Here is a 24600-nt window from a genome sequence, read left to right on the forward strand (position 1 = left end):
TGGCGCGCCCTCCTGAGGCCGACTGCCCTCAGGCTCCGTTCGGGGAGCGACGATCCGATAGGCATGTTCGGAAAGGTTTGGAGGGGATTGTCACCCGGCTGACATCCGGGAGCCCGCGCCCCCGGCGTGTCGCGGGGTGCGGGGCCGGCGGCGCGAGGGCGGGCTCCGCCGCATAAATGGGGATCTCCCCTCGCGGCCTTCCGGGGGCGCCGGTGAAAGTCCGGGCAAAGGTATCCCCGCGCCCGTTCCCGTATTCCGGCGTCCCGCGTCAAGAAGACGAAGATCGCGATGCGGGGCGAGCTTTTCCGATCTGACGGGAAATGGTCGTTCTGTGAGCCTGGGTCGAAAAATTGACCCGGGGGGAGTCGACTTCGGTGCGGGGCTGCGGAATGGTCTCCCGCATGGATTCACGAATTCGGGCCGCCGCCGGTGCGTCCGGCCCCGTCCGGTGGCTGCTGGCTTTTCTCAGTGCCCGGGAGAAGGCACTGCGCACGCACTCCGGGACCGCCTCCGGCCCGGCCGAGTGGCTGCTGGTCTTCCTGGAGGTCGAACGCGCGGGGGCGGCGGCCCGGCGACGCCCGGCCGCCCTGCCGCCCCGCCGCGGCAGGACCGAGGAGCCACCGTTCGGCCGGCTGTCCGCCCGCAGCGCGTAAAGGAAGATCATGACCATCGAGATGCTCCTCGCCGCCCTGATCGGCGGCGCGATCGGCTTCGCCGAGCTCGTCGCGCGCTACCGCGACCGGCCCGCCGCGGCCCTGCTCTCCCCGGGCGGGCTGCTGTTCGTCTTCGTCAACGCCAGCGCGGCCGTCGTCGCGCTGATCGCGGTGACCGCCTCCGGCTGGACGTTCGGGCTGCCCGCCACCACACCCCCGGCGAGCCTCGTGGTCGTCCGGGTCATCGCCGCGGGGCTCGGCTCCGCGGCGGTGCTGCGCATGTCGTTCGCCCCCGCGCAGGGCCGCGGCGCCGGCGCCGGCCCCGTCGCCCTCCTCAACGGCATCCTGCGGATCGCCGACGGCGAGATGGAACGCAAACGCGCGCTCAGCAGGCTGTCGCACGACGACCTGGCCGGGCTGTCGTTCGAACGCGACCACGCCGCCCTCGCGGAGCTGTGCTGCCACCTCATGCGCGAGTTCGACCTCGCCGAGGCCCAGCGGCTCGGCGGCCTGGCGGCCGAGCTGAGCGGCCGCGACGACCTCACCGACGCCGACAAGCTGGACTGCTGGGGGCTGGAGCTGACGCGGCTCGTCGGCGAGCGCGCCCTCCGGCAGGCGGCACGGCGGCTGCGGGACCGCCCCCGCGACGGGGCCGGCCCGGCGGCCGAACCCGAGCGGCGCCCGGCCGCCCCGGCGACCGACCACGACCACCTGGTCGAGACCGCCCCGGCCCGGCCCCCGGTCGCCAAGGCCTCCCGCCTCGCGCCGAGCGCGAACGGCAGGGCGGAACGCAAATCATTCAGCGACGCCTGACACTCCGAGGAATACCGGTGCGCCCCTTCGCCAGGGCGCACCGGTATTTTCGCCGGACGGACGCCCGCGGGACGGGCGGCTATCTCGGCTGGCCGGAAAGGGCCGCCGCGGAATCGTCCCGCGCCTCCAGCGCCGCCGCGATGCGGTGCAGCGCCTCCGCCATCGAGACGAGCGCCTGCACCTGCGCGGCGGCCATGAGATTCCCAGGCGAGGGGTCGGCGGCCTGCGCCTCCGCGGCCGCCTCGCACGCCTGCTGGTTCCACCAATGCACGTGCCGATCCTATTCGGTGACACGAATGCGGCCCATTGCGCCGCGCCGCCCCGCGGCCGGCCCTGAAAAGGCTTTGCCGGTACCGGAATTGAAAGGACCCCGCCGTGAGCACCGAACCCCGCGCCGCCCCTCCCGCCGGAGCGTCCGGCGTCTCCTCCGCCGGACCTCCGCCCTGGACGGGGAAGCCGGTACGGCGACTGACCACCGCGGAACTCGCCGAGGCCCTCGCCTATCTGGAAAGGCACCGCCCGGACGACGACGTCCTCGGCCGTGCCCTCGCGGGCGAGTTCGCCCGGCGGACGGCCGCCGCCGAGTTCGCCCGCCGCGCCGCGGCCGACCGCCGCAGGACCGTGGAGAACGGGCCGGGCAGAGACACGGGCGGCGACAACGGCCCCTTCAGGGGACGCGACCTTGGCGAGCCCCGCCCGGCCTCACCGGATCTCGACGGGTCGAGCCGCCCGCCCCTGACGCCGCCGCCAGGACGTCCCCGAATGCCGCAGTGACCCGGAGGGCCCGCCGGAGGGCCTCGTGTGCAGGGGGCCATGAGGTCGCGCGTCACTTCCGCGGCCCGGGGTATAGACGCGCCATGGAGGTACGGCTGCGCAGGGTGTACGAGGCGCCGACGGCCGACGACGGGGCGCGGATCCTGGTCGACCGGGTGTGGCCGCGGGGCCTGTCGAAGGACAAGGCCCGCCTGGACGAGTGGGAGAAGGACGTCGCCCCCTCCACCGAGCTCCGCAAGTGGTACGGCCACGACCCCGCCAGGTTCGAGGAGTTCACCCGCCGGTACGACGCCGAACTGGCCGAGCCCGACCGCGCGGCGGCCTTCGACCACCTGCGGGAACTCGCCCGGCAGGGCACCGTGACCCTGCTCACCGCGACCAAGGACGTCGAGCGCAGCCAGGCGGCCGTCATCGCCGCCAGGCTCCGCGACTCCTCCTGACCCCCGCCGGCCGAACTCCCTCACGGTCGCCCCTACGGGGTGGCCTCCATGTCGTTCCGCCACCGCGCCAGCCCCCATCCCGCCAGCCGCAGCCCCACCATCGTCCGAACCTGACCAGGAGCCGTCAGCGCCGCCACGAACTCCATCGTCAGCAGGCCACTCGCGGTCCCAGGAGGCCCCTGCACCGCATAGCCGCCCATCACGACCACCGCCCAGCCGACCTGAACACCTTCGCCACCGCATCGGCCGCCGCCAATGCCTCCAGCCGCCTGGCCCTCACATCTCCCACTGGTCCGACTCCTTCCAGTCGGGCTAGACCCTGGGTCCCCCGACATAGCCGCGTCGGGCCGGGGCCGCTCTGATCTACCGCTGATCTCTTGCCTCTGTCCGGAAAGCCAGGCCCTCCAGCCGTTGGTGCAGCTCAGCGCGCTTGAGTCGTCACCGAACGTTCCGGTGTCGCACTCAGGGGAGACTTTAATGATACTCGCGATAAGTACACAAGTGGTAGTCATGCGAGAGGGCCTGCCACCCGGAACAGGTGCCTCTACCAGGGTGGTCAGGCTGGCAAGCGGTAGACCAGTTCGTACAGGTGAGAACCCTTGACCAGCACCGATACTTCTACGGGCCGGTCATCGTGAGAGTAGGCGACCCGGAACTGCCTGATCACCGGAACGTCTGGCAGTGCCAAGAGATCGATCTCTTCGTTCGTCGGCATCCGGGCGGACACAGCGTCTACGAAGTGCTGAAGGTCGTATCCCAGGTCAGCCAGGACGCGCGGCGCTCCGCCGGGGATCCTCTGCGACCCGGCCAACTCCGTACCGGCCGCCAGTTCCAGCGGGTAGTACGACCACTCGACCTCGACCGGCCGAGCAGCATGGCGCAGCAGTCTCCGCCGTACGAGCACCCGCTCTCCTGCGCCGATGCCCAGCGCCGCCGCAACATCGTTCGGTGCCGGTAGCTCCGCGACCTCAAGCAGTTCGTAGGAGTAGCCGCCAGGCGTCGGCTCGAAGTAGGCCCCAACCTCCACCCGGAACGGCTGGCGGTCCCGTACGAAAACACCCTTGCCCTGACGGCTCGTCAGGTAGCCCTCGGCCTTGAGCACCGCCAGGGCTTTCTGGACGGTGGTGTTCGAAACGCCGAACTCCGCGACCAGGTGTGCTGTCGAAGGTAGTTGGGTACCCGCCACCAGGTCCCCGGCCATGATCCGCGCCCGCACCTCCGCCGCCATCTGCTGGTACGGAGGCCGGTCGTCCGCTCGTTGGGTCAACGTGAACCCGCCACCAGTCGGTAGCGTAGATGGCGCTCCTCGGCGATCATCACCATCACCGATGCTTCGAAGGCCACGCCTTCAACGTTCAAACAGGTGCGCGACAGGACGATCACGGGCGTGCCAGGAGTCAGGCCGAGCTCGGCGGCCTCATCTTCGGTAGCACCTCGAAACACGATGTCCTCCCGAGCTTCGTGCACCTCATAGCCCATGTCTGCAAGCAGAGTCACGGCCCCGCCTTTGATCTTCTCCGGAGTGGCCAGAGCCGTCCCCTCCGCGATTCCTGTCGGATACCACGAGTCGGTAAGTTCCACAGGCTGACCGTCGAGCAGCATGGTTCTGCGCCGGCTCACGGCGACCTCTCCCGGAGCGAGACCCAAGGCCGAACACACGTCTGAAGGTGGGACCTCCAGCGACACCCCGCGTAGGCGCTGAGTGCCGACGCGGCCAGCACTTGCGGCTTCCTCCGTCCAAGCATCAACCTCGCCCTCCTGTCGAGGAGACAGGTACGGCAGCGAACTCACGATCCACACAGCACTTCGCCCTTCCTGCCACTTCCCGCGAAACCCATTATGGTGCTCGCCGACTCCGGGATGCACATCTCAGCGATCAACGACTCCACCGCATTCCCCGTAGCCCAAGCTCCACGACACCTGCGTGAGGGACTCTTGGCGGTCGTGGTCATGAGGGTCAAGCGTGCGCGCGGGCGGCCGGATGCGGCCTTGACCGGGGACCCCTCCGACGGGCCGCCCCGGCCTGATGTGGGCAGCCCCAAGGGCAGCCCGAAGCCCGCGAGGCTAGCAGCCCGCCGCCCCGGTCAAGGCCGCATCCGGCCACCCACACCGTTGCGGCCCGTGCCTTCTGCGGTCCAAGCGACAGCGCCGTGACCAGCGCAGAAGCACCGCCCAAGGCGTCATCACCGCGTCAACACCACGTCATCCGGAGGGGTCGCAACGGCCCCGAACGGACGGGAACCGACCCAATCCCGGTGGGCGCCCCACCCCGGAAAAGCGGGGTTGACCTGGGCAGACGCCACCAGACCGGAAGCGTCCGGAACGGGCAGGAACACCCAGGCCAACCCCGTCCAGGAACTGGCAGTTCACCGACACCAACGACGTGGCGCAACTCGTCTTCAAGCCGTGCGGCGAGGACCGCAACTTCAACATCAACACCGAGCTGCGCGTCTACAGGGGAACATCGGACGCCGCGAAGACCAGCTTCATGGCCTTCGACTCCACCGACGGGAGCGTCAGGACGACCTACCACTTCGCGTGGAAGAAGTGCCCGGGCTGACCGGACCCCCACCCCGGCACGCCGGGCCGCGCCCTCTGACCAGCGAGGACGCGGCCCGGCCGCCGTCCGGGCGGGGGTCGCTGCGGCGAGGCGTCCCAGCAGCACTCGGAACGGGTTTTAGAGTGAGGGGGTCTCTAGGAAGGATCCTCACATGCCCCTCGCCTCACGCCTGCCGGCCCCGCCCGAGACCATGGCCGTCCTGGAGGAGACCTACGCGGGCGTGCTGCGCCGCGATCCGGGGGAGGCCGAGTTCCACCAGGCCGTGCACGAGGTGCTGGAGTCCCTCGGCCCGGTGCTGGCCGCGCGGCCGGGCCTCGCCACCGCCAAGCTCGTCGAGCGGGTGATCGAGCCGGAGCGCCAGATCATGTTCCGCGTCCCGTGGCAGGACGACGACGGTCAGATCCACGTCAACCGCGGCTTCCGCGTCGAGTACAACGGCGCGCTCGGGCCGTACAAGGGCGGGCTCCGCTTTCATCCCACGGTGAACCTCGGCATCGTCAAGTTCCTCGGCTTCGAGCAGATCTTCAAGAACGCGCTCACCGGCCTCGGCCTCGGCGGCGGCAAGGGCGGCAGCGACTTCGACCCGCACGGCCGCTCCGACGCGGAGGTCATGCGCTTCTGCCAGTCGTTCATGACCGAGCTGCACCGCCACGTCGGCGAGCACACCGACGTCCCGGCCGGCGACATCGGCGTCGGCGGCCGCGAGATCGGCTACCTGTTCGGCCAGTACCGCCGCGTCACGAACCGGTGGGAGGCCGGGATGCTGACCGGCAAGGGCATGCTGTGGGGCGGCTCCGCGGTCCGGACGGAGGCGACCGGCTACGGCAACGTGATGTTCACGGCCGAGATGCTGCGCCGCCGCGGCGAGGACCTCGACGGCCAGCAGATCGTCGTCTCGGGCTCCGGCAACGTCGCGATCTACACCATCGAGAAGGCGCAGCAGCTCGGCGCGAACGTCATCACCGTCTCCGACTCCGGCGGCTACGTCGTGGACGAGAAGGGCATCGACCTCGACCTGCTCAAGCAGGTCAAGGAGGTCGACCGGGGCCGCGTCTCCGACTACGCCGACCTGCGCGGCGCCTCCGCCCGGTTCGTCCCGGGCGGCCGGGTGTGGGACGTCCCCGCCGACATCGCGCTGCCGTCGGCGACGCAGAACGAACTGGACGCCGACGCCGCCGCGATCCTGATCCGCAACGGCGTGAAGGCCGTGTCGGAGGGCGCCAACATGCCGACCACGCCGGACGCCGTGCACGTCCTCCAGGACGCGGGCGTCGCGTTCGGCCCCGGCAAGGCCGCCAACGCGGGCGGCGTCGCGGTGAGCGCGCTGGAGATGCGGCAGAACGCGAGCCGCGCCTCCTGGGCCTTCTCCCAGGTGGAGGAGGAACTGCTGGCCATCATGACGAGCATCCACGACACCTGCTACGAGACCGCCGACCGCTACGGCGCCCCCGGCGACTACGTGGTCGGCGCCAACATCGCCGGCTTCGAGCGCGTGGCCGACGCGATGCTGGCCCAGGGCCTCATCTAGGACGCCGTTCACTTCCCGCCCGGGGGGCGCCCCGCCTCCGCGCGGCACGCGGCCCAGACCTCCGTCACCGATCCTGGGCCGCCGCGGGGCTCAGGCAGGCCCGTCCTGGGCATGGACGGAGAGTGAACGCGCAACCGCGAAGAGCTCGCTTCCGGCCCTTGGTCCAGGTGGCCGTGCGCACGTCGCTGACCACGGTGGCTCTGGTCGCCGTCTACTTCACGGCCCCGTTGAACAGGACGTTCTCGGTACTGACCGGGGTGGTGCTGGCTGTCGCGCTGCTCGCCCTGGTAGTGCTCGTCGCGTGGCAGGCGAGATCGATCGCACACTCGTCCTCCCCGCGGCTGCGCGCCATCGAGGCGCTGGGGACGACCGTCGCGCTGTTCCTGCTGCTGTTCGCCTCCAGCTACCGCCTGATGAGCCACGACACCCCGCCCGGCTTCTCCGAGCCGCTGACGCACATCGACGCCCTGTTCTTCACCATCACGATCTTCACTTCGGTCGGTTTCAGTGACATCGTCCCGATCTCGCAGACGGCCCGCGCCCTGACGGCGCTCCAGATGCTCGGCGACCTGGTCTTCCTGGGCGTCGTGGCCAAGGTCTTCCTGGAGGCGATGCGGCAGGGCGTCGAACGCAGAACCGGCGAGCCTCTCCACTTCGGGGAACTCCCCGGCCGCGGCGAACACCGATCGGGTGACGGCTGACGACCCGACCGCAGGGGCGGCCGACGCCCCGCGTCCGCCCGCGTCGGACGGGCCGGGCTCAGAAGTCGAGCAGGCCGGAAGCGGCGCGGTCGGCGTCGATCAGATCACTGAGCAGGCCGGCGGCAGCGGCGGCGAGGTCCTGGAGCGGGGCATCGGGGGCCGCCTCGCGCCCGAACGCATGCCGGACGGTCCGCGCGAGAAGTTCGGCGTGCCGCTCCGGGGCGCCCGCAGGGGCGGAGCCCTCGGCGCGCAGGAAGCCCTCGAACGTCGCCTGGTAGGCGTAGCCGATCTCGTCCAGGCTCAGGTCGTCGCGGAGAAGGCCGTGCTCGGCGAGCAGTTCGAGGTAGTCGCGCGCCATCGCGGCGTGGCGGTCGTCGCGCGCGGTGTCGGGAGAGCCGGTCAGCTTCCCGAGCAGGTGGGGATCGCCGAGGAGCAGGCCGCGCAGCAGCGGCCGGTCCATGATCGCCAGGAAGTACGCGCGGGCGAAGCCGTGCAGGAGGCAGACCCCCCGGGTCCTGCTGGAGCGCCCGCCGCAGCTCGTCCATCGCGCGGAGCACCTCCCGCGCGAAGACCGCGCCGAACAAGCTCGACCAGGGCGTCAACGTCGCGGACGCCGCGAAGGCCGCGGGCGTGCGGCACATGGTGTTCTCGTCCGTCGGCGGCGCGGAGAGCCAGAACCGCTTCTACGTGGAGCGGGGCTGGGGGCGGATCGAGAAGTGGCGGATCGAGCAGCACATCCGGGAGCTGGGCGTGCCCGCCACGATCCTCCGGCCCGCCGGGCTCATGGAGGACTTCACCAGCCCCGCGCGGTTCTTCCAGAACGGCTCGCTGAACGTCCCCTGGCGCGACGACCTGGTCATGCAGCTCATCGCCGTCGACGACACCGGCGCCTTCGCCGCCCGGGCCTTCGCCGGCCCGGACGGCCACCTGGGCAAGGCCATCGAGATCACCGGCGACCGGCTCACCGCCCCGCAGATCGCCGAGGCGCTCGGCGCGGCGGCGGGACGTCCCGTCCCGCACACCAGGATTCCCGTCGAGGCCCTGTGGAAGCACGCCCCCGAGGTCGCGAAGGTCTTCACCTGGGCGGACGCCGCCTACTACGACACCGACCTCGCTCCGCTGCGCAAGGCCCACCCCGACGTCATGGACTTCCGCACCTGGCTCAAGCACTCCGGCAAGGCCCGCCTCACGGCGCAACTGGAGGCCGCCGCCCCCTGAAGCGCCGCCCCCGGAGACCGAAGGCCCCGCCGGTAGGGTGCCGTGTCGTGCTGAAGACGCGGCTCGACATCGCTCGGATACGGGCGGCCCGCCGGACGATCGACCCCGTTTTCCTCGACTCCCCGCTGTACCGCTGCGAGGCGCTGGAGACCGCCCTCGGGTGCGCGGTGAGCGTCAAGTTGGAGACGGCGAATCCGGTCCGGAGCTTCAAGGGGCGCGGCACCGAGGTCGTCGCCGGGCTTCTCGCCGGCAACGGCCCCCGGGCGGCGGTCTGCGCCAGCGCGGGCAACCTCGGCCAGGCCCTCGCCTGGTCCGGGCGCGGCCGGGGGCTCGACGTCACCGTCGTGGCGTCCCGCTTCGCCCCCGCGGCCAAGCTCGACCGCATCCGCGCGCTGGGCGCCGGGCTGGAGTTGGTGGACGGCGACTTCGACATGGCGCGCGAACGGGCGGCGGCCATCGCGCGGCACGACGGCATCCGGCTCGTCGAGGACAGCCTGGACATCGAGACCTGCGAGGGCGCGGCGACCATCGGGCTGGAACTGCTCGACTCCGCGCCGACGATCGACGCCGTCCTGGTCGCGCTCGGCGGCGGGGCGCTGGCCACCGGCGTGGGCCACGTGCTCAAGACCTTCGCGCCCGGCGTCGAGGTGATCTGCGTCCAGCCGTCGGGCGCCCCGGCGATGACGCGCTCCTGGCGCGAGCGGCGCGTCGTCACCACCGAGTCGACCGACACCATCGCCGACGGCGTCGCCGGACGGCGTCCCATCCCGGAGGTGCTGGACGACCTCCTCGCGGTCGCCGACGACGCCGTCCTGGTCGAGGAGGCGTCGATCATCGCCGGCATGCGGATGCTCCTCGACGGCGCCGGCCTCGTCGTCGAACCGTCGGCCGCCCTCGGCGTCGCGGCGATCCTCGAAGACCGCCCCCGCTTCGCCGGCCGGCACGTCGTCACCATCGTGTGCGGCGCCAATGTCGACGCGAGCGCCTACCGCCGCTGGGTCGGCGCGGGCCCCGATCACACGTCCTGAACCTCCCGCCGCCAGGACGGGCCTGTGGAACCATCCCAGGATGGCGCGCTTCGAGCAGTTCGTCGAAGAGCTGCTCGACTTCCTGTTGACGCGGCTGGACGAGGTCGGCTTCGAACGACTCGTCGCCCATGAGCCTCGGCGCATGGCAGCCGGCTACATGTTCACGGACCGTGGGTGAGTAGCGTCGAGCCCCGGGGCGCCGCTCTCGCGTGCTTTCACCTGCTGATTCCGTGCCAGCGCCTGCCTCCGGCCGGCCGTACTGGTATCCGTTGACCTCACGCTGGGCGCGGCCCGGTCAAGGGCGCTTCCCGATTCCTGACCGGTCGCGGCGCCCGCGCGCCGGGCCGCCGCGAAAGCGGGAGCCATGCCGCGGGACGGTTGGCGCAGGGGTTTCCTGGGGCATGCCATGGGCAGGGGGAAGTCCGTTGTTATGACGTGTCCTTCGACTACCGGGGGGTTTTCGGAGATGACCGCGGGATGGTACGGGCCAGGGGGAATGGACCCGTTCGAGGAGATGCTCGCCCGCTTCTTCGGAGCGCGGGCGCACCGGCGGCCCATGGAGCGGATCAGCATCGCGCGGCTGATGAGCGAGCCGGCGCGGGACCTGGTGCGGGACGCCGCCGCGCAGGCGGCGCAGTGGGGCAGCCGCGATCTGGACACCGATCACCTGCTGTGGGCGGCGACGCGGCAGCAGGGGACGCGGCAGTGGATGGCGCGGGCCGGCGCGGACCCGGACAAGATCCGGGAGGAGATCGAGGACCATGCGCGGCGCGGTGAGCCGCGCGACGTCCCGCCGGAGCTGACCCCTTCGGCCAAGCGGGCGCTGCTCGACTCGCACCAGGTGTCGCGGGCGCTCGGGTCGTCCTACATCGGGCCGGAGCACCTGCTGTTCGCGCTGGCGCTGGACCGCGGGTCGAGCGCCGGGCGCATCCTCGACCACGAGCACGTGACGCCGGACTCGCTGCAGCAGGCGGCGTCCGGCGGAGGTCCGGGGCAGCCGCCGCCCGGCGGTGGCGGCGGGCAGCCGAGCGGGACCCCCACGCTGGACGAGTTCGGACGCGACCTGACCGCCCTCGCCCGGGAGGGACGCATCGACCCGGTGATCGGACGCGAGGACCAGATCGAGGAGACCGTGGAGGTCCTCTCGCGGCGCACCAAGAACAACCCGGTGCTGATCGGCGACCCCGGTGTCGGCAAGACCGCGATCGCCGAGGGGCTGGCGCAGCGGATCGTCGACGACGAGGTCCCCGAGACGCTGCGCGGCAAGCGCATCGTCCAGATCGACCTGGGCGGGGTCGTCGCGGGCACCCGGTACCGGGGCGACTTCGAGGAGCGGCTGAAGAAGCTCGTGGACGAGATCCGCGAGCACGCCGGCGGGCTGGTCGTGTTCATCGACGAGATCCACACGATCGTGGGCGCGGGCAGCGCGGAGGGCGCGATGTCGGCGGGGAACATGCTGAAGCCCCCGCTCGCCCGCGGCGAACTGCACGTCGTCGGCGCGACCACGATCGACGAGTACCGCCGCAACATCGAGAAGGACGCGGCGCTGGAGCGGCGGTTCCAGCCGATCCTCGTGCCGGAGCCGAGCACCGACGACAGCGTCGAGATCCTGCGCGGCCTCCGCGACCGGTACGAGGCGCACCACCAGGTGCGCTTCACCGACGAGGCGCTCGTCGCGGCCGTCGACCTGTCCAGCCGCTACCTGACCGACCGGTTCCTGCCGGACAAGGCGATCGACCTCATCGACCAGGCGGGCGCCCGCGTCCGGCTGCGCTCCACGCGCGACGGCGGGCGCCGCGAGCTGGAGCAGCGCCTCGACCAGCGGCGCCGCGAGAAGGACCAGGCCGTCGCGGACGAGGACTACGAGCGCGCCTCCGAGCTGCGCGACGAGGTCGGCCGGCTGGAGAAGGACCTCACCGCGACGCTGGAGAACGGCGGCCCGGCCACGGTCCCGGAGGTGACCACGGAGGACATCGCCGAGGTCGTCTCCCGGATCTCCGGCGTCCCCGTCACCCGGCTCACCCAGGCCGAGCGGGAGCGCCTGTCGAACCTGGAGGGGCACCTGCACGAGCGCGTGATCGGGCAGGAGGACGCGGTCGCGGCGGTGGCGCGGGCCGTCCGGCGGTCGCGCGCCGGGATGGGCGACCCGGACCGGCCCATCGGCGGGTTCCTGTTCCTCGGCCCGACCGGCGTCGGCAAGACCGAGCTGGCCAAGGCGCTGGCGGAGGCCCTGTTCGGCAGCCAGGACCGGATGATCCGGTTCGACATGAGCGAGTTCCAGGAGCGGCACACCGTCAGCCGCCTGATGGGCGCTCCGCCCGGATACGTCGGCTACGAGGAGGCGGGGCAGCTCACCGACGCCGTCCGCCGCCAGCCGTACTCGGTGATCCTGCTGGACGAGATCGAGAAGGCGCACCAGGACGTGTTCAACGTCCTGCTCCAGCTCCTTGACGACGGCCGCCTCACCGACGCGCAGGGCCGCACCGTCGACTTCCGCAACACCGTCGTGATCATGACGAGCAACCTCGGCTCGGAGCTGATCACCGGCACCACCGAGATCGGCTTCGGCACGTCCGGCGACGGCGGCGGCGGGCTGCGCGACCGGATCATGCGGCGGCTGCGCGAGTCGTTCCGGCCCGAGTTCCTCAACCGGATCGACGAGATCATCGTCTTCCGGCGGCTGGAGGAGGGCCAGCTCCGCCAGATCACCGACCTGCTGCTGGACGAGACGCGCCGCCGCCTGCGCGCCCAGGACGTCTCCGTCACCTTCAGCACCGAGGCCGTGGACTGGCTCGCCGAGCGCGGCTACCAGCCCGAGTTCGGGGCCCGGCCGCTGCGCCGCACGATCCAGCGGGAGGTGGACGACGAGCTCTCCGACCTGCTGCTGTCCGGCGATCTGCGGCAGGGCGGGCACGTCGACGTGTCCGCGGTGAACGGCGGCCTCCAGTTCGACGTCGCCACTGGGTAAGGGTTACAGTCGTCCTATAACCCTTACGAACGGGTGCGGGAGGACGTGTGCTCATTCCCCTGGCCGACTACGCGGCGGGCGTCGAGGTCGCGAACGACCTGGTCGCCACGTCGCCGGACGTCCGGGGCGCCGAGGCGCTCTCCGGGCCCGGCGACCTGGCGGGCCTGCTCGCGGCGTACGACCTCGCGGCGCCGACCGCCGCGGACGTCGAGAAGGTCCGCCTCCTGCGCGGCGAGGTGCGCGCCGTCATGCGGTCGGAGACCGAGGACGAGGCGGTGGAGCGCGCGGCGCTGCTGGCCGGGCACGCCGGGCTCGCCCCCGTACTGCGCCGCGACCCGTCCGGCCGGTGGCAGTGGTACGTGCCGACCGCCCGGAACGCCGCCCTCGTCGCGGAGGTCGCCGCCCTCGCGGGCGTCGCGCTGCTCGGCCTCGTCCGGGCGCTCGGCCACGGCCGTTTCCGTGCGTGCGCCGCCCCCGGCTGCGGCGGCGTGTTCGCCGACGCCAGCCGCGCCGGCCGCCGCCGCTACTGCAGGCCGGAGCTGTGCGGAAACAGGCTCAACGTCGCCAACCACCGTGCGCGCCGCCGGGCGGTGGCCCGATGACGCTCACCGGCGCGATCCCGCTCCCGGACGGGACCCTCGTCCGGGGCCGCGGCCTGCGGAACCCGCTCCCGGACGGCCCGGCCCCCGACTTCGGGCTCTACCTGGGCTCCGGCCGCCTCCGCCGCAGGCACGAGCCGGGGCTGGACTGGCCGTCCGTCTGGATCGACTGGCCGGACTTCCTGCTGCCCCGCGACCGGGACGAGGCCGTCCGGCGGATCCGCGCCCTGCACGAGCGGGCCCGCTCCGGCGCGGCCGTCGAGGTCGCCTGCGGAGGCGGCGTCGGACGCACCGGAACGGTCATCGCCTGCCTGGCCGTCCTGTCGGGCGCGGCCCCGGCCGAGGCCGTCGCCTGGACGCGCGAGCACCACCACCCGCGCGCCGTGGAAACCCCCTGGCAACGCCGCTGGGTGACCCGCTTCCCGCCCTGACACCGTCCCCCGGGCCGGCCCTACCCGAGGATCAGCTGTGCGGCGTGTTCGCCGATCATCATGCTGGGGGCGTTGGTGTTGCCGCCGATGATGCTCGGCATGATCGACGCGTCCGCCACGCGGAGCGCCTCGATGCCGCGCACGCGCAGCCCGGGGTCGACGACGGCCCGCTCGTCGACGCCCATCCGGCACGATCCCACGGGGTGGTAGACGGTCGTGGCGCGGTTCGGCAGCTCCTCGGCCAGCGCCTTCCGGCCGGGGTACCGCGGCCCGGGGGACAGCTCCTCCTTGACGTCCCCGGCGATGGCCCGGCTCGCCATGACCTCGCGGACGAGCTCGATGCCGTCCAGCAGCAGCCGGGCGTCGTCGGGCTCGGTGAGGTAGCCGGGGTCGATGACCGGCGGGGCGGACGGGTCCGCCGACCCCAGCCGGAGCGTGCCGCGGCTCTTCGGGTAGATCAGCGTCGGCATGATCGTGAGCGCGGACCGCTTGTCGACGGCGTGCCGCACCGGCGCGTCCTGGTTCGGGAACGGGTACGACCACGGCAACGCGTGCAACTGGATGTCGGGCACCGCGCCCGCCTGCCCGCTGCGGACGAAGCCGACCGCCTCGAACACGCTGCGGGCCACCCACGTCCCGCCCCTCGTCCACTCCTTGGCGACGCCCCTGGCGAAGTAGGGGGCGGTGCCCCTGTGGCGGGCCGTGTCCATGACGAACGTCATCGGCACGAACATGTGGTCGTGCAGGTTGTCGCCGACCGGCAGGTCGGAGCGCACCTCGATGCCGTGGTCCCTCAGATGGGCGGCCGGGCCCACGCCGGACAGCATCAGCAGGTGCGGGGAGCCGAACGCCCCCGCCGACAGGACGACCTCCCGGGACGCCCGGATCGTCGCACCGTCCTTCTTGCCGGCGACCTCGACGCCCGTGGCCCGCCCCTTGTCGATCACGACCCGCCGCACGGTCACGTTCGTCAGGACCGTCAGGTTCGGCAGGCCGTGGTCGTCCAGGTAGCCGACGGACGAGCTGTAGCGCAGGCCGTCCGCGACGCTCTGCTGGAAGATCCCCACACCCTCCTGCTCGGCGCCGTTGTAGTCGTCGTTGCGCTTGACGCCCGCCGTCTGGGCGACCGCCTCGATGAATGCCTCGGAGGCGGGGGTGAGGTCTCGCTGCCGGGTCACCTGGATGGGGCCGCCCGCACCGCGCAGGTCGGAGGCGCCGTCCTCCCAGTTCTCCATCCGCCGGTAGCTGCCGAGGACGTCGTCGAAGCCCCATCCGGTGCAGCCCTCGGCGGCCCAGTCGTCGTAGTTCCTGCGGTGGCCGCGCACGAACAGCATCCCGTTGATCGACCCCGAGCCCCCGAGGACGCGCCCCCGGACCTGCGGGATCCTCCGGTCGAGCGCGCTCTTCTGCGGCGTGCTGTAGAAGCCCCAGTCCAGCCGCTTCTTCAGCTGCGGGACGTTGTGGAAGACGGCGATCAGCCCCGGCTTGCGGACCAGCGGCGTCCTGTCCGGACCGCCCGCCTCCACCAGGACGACGCTCGCCCCGGACTCGGCCAGCCGCCTGGCCAGCACGCAGCCGGCGCTGCCGGCCCCCACCACGACGTAATCAGCGCTCCGGTCCATGTGTTCCTCTCAGCGGACGCCGTGCAGCGAGGCGACCGCTAACGAGGGCCCGCGCCTGGCCCTTGTCGGCGCCGCCGTCCGGCCGGGCGCGGGAGTCCCCGCCGGTCGGGCGACAGAAATGGGTGGCCCGATCGTAGAAGGGCGGGGACCGGCCTCCAAGGGGTGTCCCGGTGACCGGAACCTCACCTCCGCCCGCGCCCTTTCCCGCCTGGTCGGCGGTCCGCGGCGGGCCCGGTCGGCGGACGTCGCCGACCACCGGCGTGCGGTTGCGGAGAACGGTGCCAAATCTCCCGACCGGAATCGGCTGGTTCGCTTTTCTGCCTGCACTGGTCCGGCCGCGCCCCCGCGGCGCCGTTTCGGCGGTTTCCGGCGGGCTCTTGCCCGCGATCGCGAGCGGGGTTAACGTTCGCTAAATCCGATAGGAAAGTTTCCTATCCGATGGAGTGTCCATGCCCCGCTCCCGCGCTCCACCGCGTCACCGCCGTTCGTCGGCTGCTCCCCTCACGCGGCGGGTCCCGCCGCGACGACGTCCCATGACCACCCCCATCACGCAAGGACCCCCCGCATGGAAACCACCCCACGCACGAAGAACCCAAGCGCGAGGACCCCCCGCACGAAGCGCTCGCGCCGGATCGCCGCCGTCACGGCCGGCGCCGGCCTCGCCCCGCTCGTCGCCGTGGTGATCCCGGCGACCTCGGCCTGGGCCCACGGATACGTCTCGGCGCCGATGAGCCGCCAGGCCCAGTGCGCGCAGCACATCGTCCAGTGCGGCTCCATCCAGTGGGAGCCGCAGAGCGTCGAGGGTCCGAAGGGCCTGCGCAGCTGCAGCGGCGGAAACTCGCGGTTCGCCGACCTCGACGACGACGCCAAGGGCTGGCGGGCCACCACCGTCGGCCAGACGGTGACCTTCACCTGGACGTTCACCGCCCGGCACCGCACCTCGAACTACGAGTACTACGTCGGCGGCCGGCGCGTCGCCGTGGTCGACGGCAACGACCAGCAGCCCCCGGCCACCGTCTCGCACTCGGTCAACCTCGGCGGCGTCACCGGCCGGCAGAAGGTGCTGGCGATCTGGAACATCGCCGACACGTCCAACGCCTTCTACGCCTGCGTCGACGTGAACGTCCAGTGATGCCGGTCCGCAAGGCGCGGCGCGTCCCGCTGCCCCGGGGCGCCCGGCTGACCGGCGCCCTCCTGCTCGCGGCGGGGACGCTGTCGGCCGTCCTGCCGATGGCGCCGGCCTCCGCCGCGGACTGCGCGGCGGCGTGGAGCTCCTCCGCCGTCTACACCGGCGGGGCCGCGGTGTCCTACAACGGGCACAACTGGTCGGCGAAGTGGTGGACGCAGAACGAGACCCCCGGCCGCGCCGACGTGTGGGCCGACAAGGGGACCTGCGGCGGGTCGTCCGACCCCGGCGATCCGCCCGGTCAGAGCGGGTTCGTGGTGAGCGCCTCGCAGTTCGACCAGATGTTCCCGAGCCGCAACGCGTTCTACAGCTACGGCGGCCTGACCGCGGCCATGGCGGCGTTCCCCGCGTTCGCCGACACCGGAAGCGACACGGTGAAGAAGCAGGAGGCGGCCGCCTTCCTGGCCAACGTCAACCACGAGACCGGCGGGCTGGTCTACGTCGTCGAGCAGAACACGGGGAACTACCCGCACTACTGCGACGCGAGCCAGCCCTACGGGTGCCCGGCGGGGCAGGCGGCCTACTACGGGCGCGGTCCCATCCAGCTGAGCTGGAACTTCAACTACAAGGCGGCGGGCGACGCCCTCGGCCTCGACCTGCTGAACAATCCGTGGCTCGTGGAGCGCGACGCGTCGGTCTCGTGGCGGACCGGGCTCTGGTACTGGATGACCCAGAACGGCCCGGGCACCATGACCGGCCACAACGCGATGGTCAACGGCCGCGGATTCGGCGAGACGATCCGCAGCATCAACGGCGCCCTGGAATGCGACGGCCGGAATCCGGCCCAGGTGCAGAGTCGGGTGAACGCCTACCAGCGATTCACCCAGATCCTCGGCGTCGCCCCAGGCTCCGATCTCACCTGCTGAGGGAATCCTGAGGGCGGCGGTTCGCCGACGGCCCGTGCCCGGTGACCCCGATCACTCGTAGGGGTCGCCGGGCCTGCCGACCCGCTGGAGGGACCGCCCGCGCAGCGTCTGGACGACCGTCGCCCGGCGCCCGGTCGCGGGCGGCTCCCACACCCCGTCGACCCGCACCCACGTGTCGGCGGGCGGACGCGGCAGGCCGCGCACGATCACGGGGAACGGGACGGCGTCCCCCGCGCAGCACGCGACCTTGAGGCGGGTGACGCGCCAGCCGCGCTCGCCCTTCGCCGGCGGGCTCACGAAGCCCGTCAGCCGCACCGGGACCCCCTCGAACGAGGCGGGGTCGCCCGTCTGCGCCTCGTAGGCGCGCCCGATGAACTCGCCCATGCTCATCGGGGCGGGCGCCCCCGTCCTCGGCAGCGGGGCGAAGCCCTCGGCGGGCGCCGGCGGCGGCGGCGCGGCGCGGCCGGCGCCGCGCGCGGCGGTGAACGAGCCGAGCGCGGGCGGCGCGATCACGAAGACCACCAGCACGGGCAGGCAGAGCAGCCACGCCACACCCGGCCCGTGCGCGTGCCCGTCGTGGTCGCCGCCGGTGTCCCGCCATTCCCGGCGCAGCCCGGCGGCGCCCAGCACGACGAGCGCGACCGCCGCGGCCACCAGCGGGTAGCGGAACGCCGGCCGGACGTAGTTGACGTATTCGCCGCTGCCGAGCGTGATCCACAGCATCGCGCCGCCGAGCAGCACGAGCAGCAGGTTCTGCGCGGACCGGCTCACGACAGCAGCCCTCCCACCAGCGCGCTGACCCCCACCGCCAGGCAGAACGTCAGCGGGACGAACCGGACCGCGAAGCTCCGGCCGAAGAACCCGGCCTGCAAGGCGATCAGTTTCAGGTCCACCATCGGCCCGACCACGAGGAACGTCAGCCGCGCGGTGGTGGAGAACTGCGACAGGCTGGCCGCCACGAACGCGTCGGCCTCCGAGCAGATGGACATCAGCACCGCCAGCACCGCCAGGAGCAGGACCGACACCGCGGCGTTGCCCGCCGCGGACGAGACCCAGGACGAGGGCACCGCGGCGTTGATGGTCGCGGCCGCCGCGGCGCCCACGACCAGGAACCCTCCGGCGTGCATGATGTCGTGCCGCATGGCCTGCCGGAACGCGTCCAGGCGTCCGGCCGCCCCGTGCGCGTGAGGGCGGGAGGGCACCCTGAGCCATTCGCGCTTGCCCAGCAGCAGCCACGCCCACCCGGCCAGCACCGCCACCAGCAGCGAGGCGGCGAAGCGTCCCACCACCATCTCCGGCTTCCCCGGGAAGGCGACCGCGGTGGCGACCAGCACGACCGGGTTGATCGCGGGGGCGGCGAGCAGGAACGTGAGCGCGGCGGCGGGAGCCACCCCGCGCGCCATCAGCCCGCCCGCGACCGGCACCGACGCGCACTCGCACCCCGGCAGGACCGCCCCCATCGCGCCGGCGACCGGAACCGCCGCCCCCGGCCGGCGCGGCAGCACCCGCCGCCACACCGAGGCCGGGACGAACGCGGTGATGGCGGCCGACAGCGCGACCCCGAACACCAGGAACGGCAGCGCCTGCACGCACACCGCCACGAAGATCGTGGCCCAGGCGTCCAGGGCCCGCGCGTCGATTCGGGGCGCGGCCCACACGCGCCCGAGCACGAGCGCCGCCGCCAGCGCGCCGAACACCCACGCCGCGCGCGCTCCGGACGCCGTACGCCGGCGCCCCCATTCCGCCGGCGGAAGCAACTCCTCGGCCGCCCGCAGGCCAGTGCGTCCGGTCATGCAGGACATCGTCCCAGAGACGACCCCCCGCCCCGCCCGACTTGGAATCTATGACCGCCTGCCGTTCAGACGTCGCCGGCGTGCCCGTGCTCCGGCCGTCCGGGCCGCGGGTGTGCGGTCAGCGCATCGCGTGGGACGCGCGGCCCCCGACCCGTTCGTCCATCTGGCCGCGCTGCTGCGGGACGTCGGTGCCTTCCTCGCGCATCTCCTCCAGGCGCATGGCGACGCCGATGGCGAAGAAGGTCGGGGCCCATTCGCCGACGAAGATCCCCCAGCGGTCGGCGCGGTCCATGCCCCTCTCCTCCAGCTGGTTGGACAGCGCCCACGACGCGAACGCCAGGCCGATCGACCCGAGTCCCGCCATGTACATGTGGTGCGACTTGAGGCCCCGCTTGTGCAGTGTCCTGATCATTTTCCCCCCTTGGTCGGTCGGCCCGTACCCGGGCGTTCACCGGCACAAGCACGCATTAACCGGTTTTTGCCCACTCCGGACGCACGGGTATCCGGCCCCCGCCGGCGGTCGGGATCCGTGGCGAGTACCCGTTGGGGAGGCGGCGCACCCGCGGGCGGAGCGGGGTGCGCCGTTCACCGGTGCCGCGCTCCTCTGAGATCCAGTAGAGGCGCGGCTCAGGGTGTCAGACGCGCTGCCAGAGCGCCGGGACGTTCTCCGGCGTCCAGCCGGGCTGCGCCTGGTGGGACTGGATGCACTCGTAGCTGGAGCCGTTGTAGGTCACGACGTCGCCGACCTGGTAGACGGTGCCCACCGCCCAGCTGCCGCTCGGCGGGTCGTCGGGCGGGTTCGGCGTGCCGGTGTAGAGCGTCAGGCCGTAGACCTGGAGCCCCTCGTTGACCGGCTGGAAGAACGTCGTCCCGCCGCTGCTGCAGTTGCCGGAGCCGCCCGACGTCGTGCCCTGGGCCTGCGTGCCGGAGATGAACGAGCCGCCCGAGTCGCCCGGCTCGGCGCACACGTTCGTCTGGGTGACCCCGGACACGGTGCCCTGCGGGTAGGTGACGCTCGTGTTGAGCTGCTGGACGGTGCCGCAGTGCCAGCCGGTGGTGGAGCCGGACCGGCACACCGAGGAGCCGGTCTGCGCCACCGTCGAACCGGAGACGGCCGGATCCTGGACGGAGCCGTAGCCGTTCACGCGTGCGACCGGCGACCAGTTGCCGTTCGTCGCGACCCAGGCGTAGTCGTTGCCGGGGAACGAGGAGCCCTGGAAGCCGCCCTGCTGGACCTGGTTGTACCCGCTGGTGGACGTGCCCGGCTGGCCGCAGTGCCCCGCGGTGATGAACCCGGGCGTCCCGCCCCGCGTGACCGAGAAGCCGATCGAGCAGCGTCCCGAGCCGTTCATGTAGTAGGCGTCGCCGCCCCGCAGGTCGTAGTACGTGCGCGGCCTGATGGTCGAGCGCTTGACGGCGACGTCGGCGGCGCCGACCCCGGCGGCCTTCGCGAAGGCGCGCGCCTCGGCGGGCGCGGAGCTCAGCACGACGATGCGGTTGGCCCTGACGTCCGCGTACCAGACGGGGGAGTGGGACGGGGCGCGGCGCGCGGCGGCGCGGTCCAGCTTCGCCTTGGCGGCGGTGAGGTCGGCCAGGCTGCGGCCGACGACCGTCGCCCGCGCGCCCCGGGCGGTGATCTCGGACGCCCGGGCGGGGTCGGTGGTGGCGACGTGCAGCGTCTCGGAGGTCTTGCCGCTGACCCGGCTGCCGGCGAAGGCGCCGCCGAGGCTCAGCCGCAGCCTCCCGGCGGTGACGCCGGAGAGGGCGTGGAGTACCGCGCCATTTACGCGCCCGAGGCCCTCGCCATCCCCGCGCGCATGGACCTGGCCCGCGAGGATTCCAGCATCGGCGAGCGCGCCCGCATCCTGGAGAATCCGCCCGCCAAACTCGTCATCGTGGACGACGAAATGGCGCTGATGCCGCTGCGCGGCGACGATCCCGGCATCACCGCGCTCATCCGCCCGTCGACCCTGCTCGACATTCTCATCGAGGTTTTCGACACCTGCTGGGAACAGGCGACGCCGCCGCATTTCGACGACGAGTCCGGCTCCGCCGACGTGTGGCCCCGGCTGTCCGACGCCGACCGGCATCTGCTCACCCTGCTCGCCGCCGGGCTCAAGGACGAGGCGGTGGCCCGCCACACCGGAATGGGCGCGCGCACGGTCAGCCGCCACGTCGCCCGCCTCCTGCGCACCCTCAACGCCCGCACGAGGTTCCAGGCCGGCGTCCACGCCGCCCGGAGGGGCCTGGTCTGACGGCCCGCGGGAGCGGGTCGTGAGCGCGCGCCGGAGTCACCTGGCAGGCCGGGGGCGTGCGCGCCGCGTGTCGACGTTGGCGGTCAGGGCTGCGAGCACGCCGGGCAGGTCCGCGACGGTCCGCTCGGGCAGACCGGTCACGGTCTCCTCCGCCAGGGCGCACCACAGCTCCTTGACCTGCTCGGCCAGGGCGGCGCCGGAGTCGGTGAGCTCCACGACGCTGGCGCGCTTGTCCGCCGGCGCGGGCCTGCGGCGCACGTGTCCGGACGCCTCCAGCTTGCGGGTCATGAGCGTGACGCTGGGCGGCTCGCAGCCGAGCGCCTCGCTGAGCTGGGCCTGGATCCTCGGGCCGCTCCGGGCGAGTTCGAGCAGCAGCGTCTCCTGCCCGGGATGCAGGCCGAGCGGGGCCAGCAGCGCCGCGGCCCGGGCCCGGTGGCGCAGGCTCAGCAGGCGGATGGCCTGGTTGATCGCGTCGGCTCGGTCGAAGTCCACGGGCCCTCCTTGACGGATTGGTTATGCGCATAACATTATGCGGATAACTAATCCTACCGCGCCATCGAGGAGCCGACATGTCCGTGAAGGTCGCCGTCATCTACTACAGCGCGACGGGCGCCGTGCACGCGCTCGCGCAGGCCGTCGCCGAGGGCGCCGCCTCCGCCGGGGCCGAGGTGAGGCTGCGGCGGGTCGCCGAGCTGGCGTCCGGCGACGCCATCGACGAGAACCCGCGGTGGCGGCGGCACGTGGACGCCGCCGCCGCGATCCCGGAGGCCGCCGTCGAGGACCTGGCGTGGGCCGACGCGTACGCGTTCGGGACGCCGACCCGCTTCGGCACTCCCGCCGCGCAGCTCAAGCAGTTCATCGACCAGAGCGTCGGACTGTGGCGGGAGGGCGTGCTGGCCGACAAGCCGGTGACCGCGTTCACCTCGGCCTTCAACCGCCACGGCGGCAACGAGGCCACGATCCTCGCGCTGTCCAACGTCTTCTACCACTGGGGCGCGCTGATCGTCCCGCCCGGCTACACCGACCCGGCCGTCTACGCCGCCGGAGGCAACCCCTACGGCGCCTCGTCGGTGACCGGCCCGTCCGGCGACGGCCCCGACACCGCGTCCCTCGACGCGGCCCGCCACCAGGGCCGCCGGCTGGCACGGACGACGACCCGCCTGCTCGCCGGCGCCGACGCGCGGGGGCTCGCCCCGCAGAGCGTGTGAGCGGCGACGTCATGCGCGGTTCCGCTCATCCTCAGGAGGTGCCCGTGTCGTCTCAGCCGTCCGCGAAGGCCTCGGACCGCGAACCCGGGAAGGCCGGGGCCGGGGTCGGCTGGGCGGTGCTGGTGCTGGTGTGCGCGTGCCAGTTCATGGTGATTCTGGACGCGTCCATCGTCAACGTCGCCCTGCCCTCGATCGACCGGGACCTCGGGTTCACCGCCGCGGGACCGGCCTGGGTGGTGAACGGCTACCTGCTCACCTTCGCCGGGCTCATGCTGCTGGGCGGACGTGCCGCCGACCTGTTCGGCCACCGCCGGACGCTGGCCGCCGGAATGTTCCTGTTCTCCGCCGCCAGCCTGGTCGCCGGCCTGGCGACCGCGCCGCAGATCCTGGTGGCGGCGCGCGCCGTCCAGGGCGTGGGGGCGGCCGTGCTGGCCCCGGCGACGCTGGCCGTGATCAACACCGCCTTCCCCGGGGGCCGCGAGCGGGCGCGGGCGTTCGGCGCGTGGTCCGCCGCCGGCGGCGTGGGCGGGATGGCGGGCGCGGTCGCGGGCGGCGCCCTCACGACCGGCCTGTCCTGGCGGTGGGTCTTCCTGATCAACGTGCCGATCGGCGCGGTGCTGATCGCGGTGGCCCTGGCCTCGCTGCCCGGCGCGCGGCCCGGCCGGCGGGAACCCCTCGACGTCCCCGGCGCCGTCACCGGGACGGCGGGGCTGGCCGCGCTGATCTACGGGGTGATGCAGAGCACCGACCACGGCTGGACGTCCGCGCGGGTCGCCGGCCCGGCCGCGGCGGGCCTGCTCCTGCTCGCCGCCTTCCTCGTGGTGGAGGGACGCCACGCCCGGCGGCCCCTGATGCCGCTGCGGCTGTTCAGGATCCGAGGGGTGGCCGCGGGCAGCGGCATGCTCCTGCTCTTCGGGGGGATCGCCATCGCGATGTGGTACTTCACGTCGCTGTTCCTGCAGAACGTCCTCGGCTACGGCCCGCTCCAGGCCGGGCTGGGGCAGACGCCCGCGGCGGTGCTGTTCATGGTGGTCGCGCGCTTCGCCGCCGGGCTGCTGCCGCGGACGGGTGCGCGCCTTCTGGTGCTGGCGGGCTCCTGCTGCTTCCTCGCCGGGTTCGGGTGGCTTTCCCAAGCCGATGCCGGCAGCGGCTACCTCACCGGCGTGCTGGGGCCCACGCTGCTCGTCGCGGTCGGCATCGGGCTGACGTTCCCCACCCTCATGGCCGCCACGACCGCGGGCGTCCCGGAAGGCGACGCGGGGGTCATCGGCGGGCTGGCCAACACCGCCTCCCAGGCGGGCGGGGCGGTGGGCCTGGCGGTGCTCGCGACGGCCGCCGCCGCGCGGACGCGGGAGGCGGCCGGCGCGCCGACCACGACCGCCGCCCTCGCCGCCGGTTACGACCGGGTCTTCCTGATGGCGGCCGGCCTGGGCCTGCTCATCGCGGCGATCGGCCTCCTGCTGCCCCGCCGCCGGGCCGCGGCGTGACGGTCGATGCATCCGCCGAGCCGTCCCGGTACGAGGTGATCGTGTGGGGGAGGCAGCCCCACGTACCAGGTCCGCGCCCGCCGCGCCGACCGTCTCGGCGAGGACCTCCGGCATGGTCAGCACCGAGGGGCCGGTGTCGAACCGGTACCCGCCGGCGGGCCCGGTGTTCGCGGCGGGCCCGGTGCGGACGGTGCCGCAGCAGCCGCCCGGCACGTCACGGGCCTCGACCAGCACCACCTCCCGGCCCCGCGCCGCCAGGTGGATCGCCGCGGACAGGCCGCCGAGGCCCGCCCCGATCACGACGACCGGTCCCCGCGCCCCCATCAGCCCGCCCCGGGACGGCCGCCATGCGGGCGCGCCGCAGGATGTCGGGTTCGCACTTTTCTCTCCATCGCCGTCCCGGGTGAGTTCCGCACAGTTCTCGAGGTCTGCACAGTTCTTCGGGACACGGCGGCCGGTCGGTTGCATCG

Annotated in this window: 28 protein-coding genes and 3 pseudogenes; 18 read left to right on the forward strand and 13 right to left on the reverse strand. The window is 72.9% G+C overall.

Features of this window, described 5'->3' with window-relative positions; genetic code table 11:
* Nucleotides 1-401 precede the first annotated feature (401 nt).
* Both ACQEU6_RS31270 and ACQEU6_RS31275 read left to right on the forward strand, forming a co-directional pair.
* The gene (locus ACQEU6_RS31270; protein WP_499336623.1) at nucleotides 402-653 is read left to right on the forward strand and encodes a hypothetical protein; all 252 of its coding nucleotides are present in this window, start codon (nucleotides 402-404) and stop codon (nucleotides 651-653) included.
* Nucleotides 654-662: 9 nt separating this feature from the next.
* Nucleotides 663-1466 carry a hypothetical protein gene (locus ACQEU6_RS31275; protein ID WP_499336624.1) on the forward strand — a complete coding sequence of 268 codons (804 nt, stop codon included), beginning with the start codon at nucleotides 663-665 and terminating at the stop codon, nucleotides 1464-1466.
* Nucleotides 1467-1545: 79 nt separating this feature from the next.
* Here the strand turns inward: ACQEU6_RS31275 and ACQEU6_RS31280 are convergent, their stop codons facing one another.
* The gene (locus ACQEU6_RS31280) at nucleotides 1546-1737 is read right to left on the reverse strand and encodes a hypothetical protein (RefSeq protein ID WP_499336625.1); all 192 of its coding nucleotides are present in this window, start codon (nucleotides 1735-1737) and stop codon (nucleotides 1546-1548) included.
* A 104-nt stretch (nucleotides 1738-1841) separates the two neighbouring features.
* On the opposite strand from ACQEU6_RS31280, the gene ACQEU6_RS31285 reads away from it, so the two are divergent.
* Nucleotides 1842-2240, forward strand: coding sequence for a hypothetical protein (locus ACQEU6_RS31285; RefSeq protein ID WP_499336626.1), 399 nt, complete (start codon nucleotides 1842-1844; stop codon nucleotides 2238-2240).
* An 83-nt stretch (nucleotides 2241-2323) separates the two neighbouring features.
* Nucleotides 2324-2680 carry a DUF488 domain-containing protein gene (locus ACQEU6_RS31290; RefSeq protein WP_499336627.1) on the forward strand — a complete coding sequence of 119 codons (357 nt, stop codon included), beginning with the start codon at nucleotides 2324-2326 and terminating at the stop codon, nucleotides 2678-2680.
* A 32-nt stretch (nucleotides 2681-2712) separates the two neighbouring features.
* On the opposite strand, the gene ACQEU6_RS31295 is transcribed toward ACQEU6_RS31290, so the two are convergent.
* The 3 genes from ACQEU6_RS31295 to ACQEU6_RS31305 form a co-directional block, all read right to left on the reverse strand.
* Nucleotides 2713-2880, reverse strand: coding sequence for a hypothetical protein (locus ACQEU6_RS31295; protein ID WP_499336628.1), 168 nt, complete (start codon nucleotides 2878-2880; stop codon nucleotides 2713-2715).
* A 356-nt stretch (nucleotides 2881-3236) separates the two neighbouring features.
* On the reverse strand, nucleotides 3237-3908 hold the full coding sequence (locus ACQEU6_RS31300) for a GntR family transcriptional regulator (RefSeq protein WP_499336629.1): 672 nt from the start codon (nucleotides 3906-3908) through the stop codon (nucleotides 3237-3239).
* A 35-nt stretch (nucleotides 3909-3943) separates the two neighbouring features.
* The gene (locus tag ACQEU6_RS31305; RefSeq protein ID WP_499336630.1) at nucleotides 3944-4546 is read right to left on the reverse strand and encodes a GntR family transcriptional regulator; all 603 of its coding nucleotides are present in this window, start codon (nucleotides 4544-4546) and stop codon (nucleotides 3944-3946) included.
* A 496-nt stretch (nucleotides 4547-5042) separates the two neighbouring features.
* Between ACQEU6_RS31305 and ACQEU6_RS31310 the strand changes: the two are divergent.
* The 3 genes and pseudogenes from ACQEU6_RS31310 to ACQEU6_RS31320 all read left to right on the forward strand — a co-directional run.
* Nucleotides 5043-5240, forward strand: a pseudogene (locus ACQEU6_RS31310) (DUF4360 domain-containing protein); the annotation flags it as partial.
* A 190-nt stretch (nucleotides 5241-5430) separates the two neighbouring features.
* Nucleotides 5431-6768 carry an NADP-specific glutamate dehydrogenase gene (gdhA, locus tag ACQEU6_RS31315; protein ID WP_499340397.1) on the forward strand — a complete coding sequence of 446 codons (1338 nt, stop codon included), beginning with the start codon at nucleotides 5431-5433 and terminating at the stop codon, nucleotides 6766-6768.
* Nucleotides 6769-6941: 173 nt separating this feature from the next.
* Nucleotides 6942-7469, forward strand: coding sequence for a potassium channel family protein (locus tag ACQEU6_RS31320; protein ID WP_499336631.1), 528 nt, complete (start codon nucleotides 6942-6944; stop codon nucleotides 7467-7469).
* A gap of 58 nt (nucleotides 7470-7527) precedes the next feature.
* Here ACQEU6_RS31320 and ACQEU6_RS31325 read toward each other — a convergent pair whose 3' ends face one another.
* Nucleotides 7528-7929: a hypothetical protein gene (locus tag ACQEU6_RS31325; protein WP_499336632.1), complete on the reverse strand. Its 402-nt coding sequence runs from the start codon at nucleotides 7927-7929 to the stop codon at nucleotides 7528-7530.
* Nucleotides 7930-8012: 83 nt separating this feature from the next.
* Between ACQEU6_RS31325 and ACQEU6_RS31330 the strand changes: the two genes are divergently transcribed.
* The 6 genes from ACQEU6_RS31330 (at nucleotide 8013) to ACQEU6_RS31355 (ending at nucleotide 13713) form a co-directional block, all read left to right on the forward strand.
* On the forward strand, nucleotides 8013-8687 hold the full coding sequence (locus ACQEU6_RS31330; RefSeq protein ID WP_499340399.1) for an NmrA family NAD(P)-binding protein: 675 nt from the start codon (nucleotides 8013-8015) through the stop codon (nucleotides 8685-8687).
* A 47-nt stretch (nucleotides 8688-8734) separates the two neighbouring features.
* The gene (locus tag ACQEU6_RS31335) at nucleotides 8735-9715 is read left to right on the forward strand and encodes a threonine ammonia-lyase (RefSeq protein ID WP_499336633.1); all 981 of its coding nucleotides are present in this window, start codon (nucleotides 8735-8737) and stop codon (nucleotides 9713-9715) included.
* A gap of 40 nt (nucleotides 9716-9755) precedes the next feature.
* The gene (locus ACQEU6_RS31340) at nucleotides 9756-9893 is read left to right on the forward strand and encodes a hypothetical protein (RefSeq protein ID WP_499336634.1); all 138 of its coding nucleotides are present in this window, start codon (nucleotides 9756-9758) and stop codon (nucleotides 9891-9893) included.
* A 288-nt stretch (nucleotides 9894-10181) separates the two neighbouring features.
* Nucleotides 10182-12683 (forward strand): ATP-dependent Clp protease ATP-binding subunit, encoded by a 2502-nt coding sequence (locus ACQEU6_RS31345; RefSeq protein ID WP_499336635.1) that lies wholly within the window; start codon nucleotides 10182-10184, stop codon nucleotides 12681-12683.
* 47 nt (nucleotides 12684-12730) lie between these two features.
* Nucleotides 12731-13285 carry a CGNR zinc finger domain-containing protein gene (locus ACQEU6_RS31350; protein ID WP_499336636.1) on the forward strand — a complete coding sequence of 185 codons (555 nt, stop codon included), beginning with the start codon at nucleotides 12731-12733 and terminating at the stop codon, nucleotides 13283-13285.
* On the forward strand, nucleotides 13282-13713 hold the full coding sequence (locus tag ACQEU6_RS31355; RefSeq protein ID WP_499336637.1) for a protein-tyrosine phosphatase family protein: 432 nt from the start codon (nucleotides 13282-13284) through the stop codon (nucleotides 13711-13713). Before ACQEU6_RS31350 ends, ACQEU6_RS31355 begins: the two co-directional genes overlap by 4 nt.
* Before the next feature lie 20 nt (nucleotides 13714-13733).
* On the opposite strand, the gene ACQEU6_RS31360 is transcribed toward ACQEU6_RS31355, so the two are convergent.
* Complete coding sequence (locus ACQEU6_RS31360; RefSeq protein WP_499336638.1) at nucleotides 13734-15335, reverse strand: GMC family oxidoreductase; 1602 nt, start codon at nucleotides 15333-15335, stop codon at nucleotides 13734-13736.
* A 565-nt stretch (nucleotides 15336-15900) separates the two neighbouring features.
* Here ACQEU6_RS31360 and ACQEU6_RS31365 point away from each other — a divergent pair.
* Nucleotides 15901-16467, forward strand: a complete 567-nt coding sequence (locus tag ACQEU6_RS31365) for a lytic polysaccharide monooxygenase auxiliary activity family 9 protein (RefSeq protein WP_499336639.1) — start codon at nucleotides 15901-15903, stop codon at nucleotides 16465-16467.
* Nucleotides 16467-17387 (forward strand): glycoside hydrolase family 19 protein, encoded by a 921-nt coding sequence (locus ACQEU6_RS31370; RefSeq protein WP_499336640.1) that lies wholly within the window; start codon nucleotides 16467-16469, stop codon nucleotides 17385-17387. Before ACQEU6_RS31365 ends, ACQEU6_RS31370 begins: the two co-directional genes overlap by 1 nt.
* Nucleotides 17388-17438: 51 nt before the next feature.
* Here ACQEU6_RS31370 and ACQEU6_RS31375 read toward each other — a convergent pair whose 3' ends face one another.
* The 5 genes and pseudogenes from ACQEU6_RS31375 to ACQEU6_RS31395 form a co-directional block, all read right to left on the reverse strand.
* Entirely contained in the window at nucleotides 17439-18158 is a 720-nt protein-coding gene (locus tag ACQEU6_RS31375) for a TIGR03943 family putative permease subunit (RefSeq protein WP_499336641.1), read from the reverse strand.
* Entirely contained in the window at nucleotides 18155-19189 is a 1035-nt protein-coding gene (locus ACQEU6_RS31380) for a permease (RefSeq protein ID WP_499336642.1), read from the reverse strand. The genes ACQEU6_RS31375 and ACQEU6_RS31380 overlap by 4 nt, the downstream gene beginning before the upstream one ends.
* A 109-nt stretch (nucleotides 19190-19298) precedes the next feature.
* Nucleotides 19299-19592, reverse strand: coding sequence for a hypothetical protein (locus tag ACQEU6_RS31385; protein WP_499336643.1), 294 nt, complete (start codon nucleotides 19590-19592; stop codon nucleotides 19299-19301).
* 223 nt (nucleotides 19593-19815) lie between these two features.
* Nucleotides 19816-20667, reverse strand: a complete 852-nt coding sequence (locus ACQEU6_RS31390) for a carbohydrate-binding protein (RefSeq protein ID WP_499340401.1) — start codon at nucleotides 20665-20667, stop codon at nucleotides 19816-19818.
* 6 nt (nucleotides 20668-20673) lie between these two features.
* Nucleotides 20674-21210, reverse strand: a pseudogene (locus ACQEU6_RS31395) (alpha-lytic protease prodomain-containing protein); the annotation flags it as partial.
* On the opposite strand from ACQEU6_RS31395, the gene ACQEU6_RS31400 reads away from it, so the two are divergent.
* Nucleotides 21097-21435, forward strand: a complete 339-nt coding sequence (locus ACQEU6_RS31400; protein ID WP_499336644.1) for a helix-turn-helix domain-containing protein — start codon at nucleotides 21097-21099, stop codon at nucleotides 21433-21435. The pseudogene ACQEU6_RS31395 and the gene ACQEU6_RS31400 overlap by 114 nt on opposite strands.
* Nucleotides 21436-21471: 36 nt before the next feature.
* Here ACQEU6_RS31400 and ACQEU6_RS31405 read toward each other — a convergent pair whose 3' ends face one another.
* Entirely contained in the window at nucleotides 21472-21927 is a 456-nt protein-coding gene (locus tag ACQEU6_RS31405; protein ID WP_499336645.1) for a MarR family winged helix-turn-helix transcriptional regulator, read from the reverse strand.
* A 77-nt stretch (nucleotides 21928-22004) separates the two neighbouring features.
* On the opposite strand from ACQEU6_RS31405, the gene wrbA reads away from it, so the two are divergent.
* Together wrbA and ACQEU6_RS31415 are read left to right on the forward strand one after the other, a co-directional pair.
* Nucleotides 22005-22643, forward strand: coding sequence for an NAD(P)H:quinone oxidoreductase (wrbA, locus tag ACQEU6_RS31410; protein WP_499336646.1), 639 nt, complete (start codon nucleotides 22005-22007; stop codon nucleotides 22641-22643).
* A gap of 44 nt (nucleotides 22644-22687) precedes the next feature.
* Nucleotides 22688-24130 carry an MFS transporter gene (locus ACQEU6_RS31415; RefSeq protein ID WP_499336647.1) on the forward strand — a complete coding sequence of 481 codons (1443 nt, stop codon included), beginning with the start codon at nucleotides 22688-22690 and terminating at the stop codon, nucleotides 24128-24130.
* A 99-nt stretch (nucleotides 24131-24229) separates the two neighbouring features.
* On the opposite strand, the pseudogene ACQEU6_RS31420 reads toward ACQEU6_RS31415, so the two are convergent.
* Nucleotides 24230-24598 (reverse strand): annotated as a pseudogene (locus ACQEU6_RS31420) (FAD-dependent oxidoreductase); the annotation flags it as partial.
* Between the last annotated feature and the right edge of the window lie 2 nt (nucleotides 24599-24600).

Source organism: Spirillospora sp. CA-108201, assembly GCF_050936235.1.
Taxonomy (GTDB): Bacteria; Actinomycetota; Actinomycetes; order Streptosporangiales; family Streptosporangiaceae; genus Spirillospora.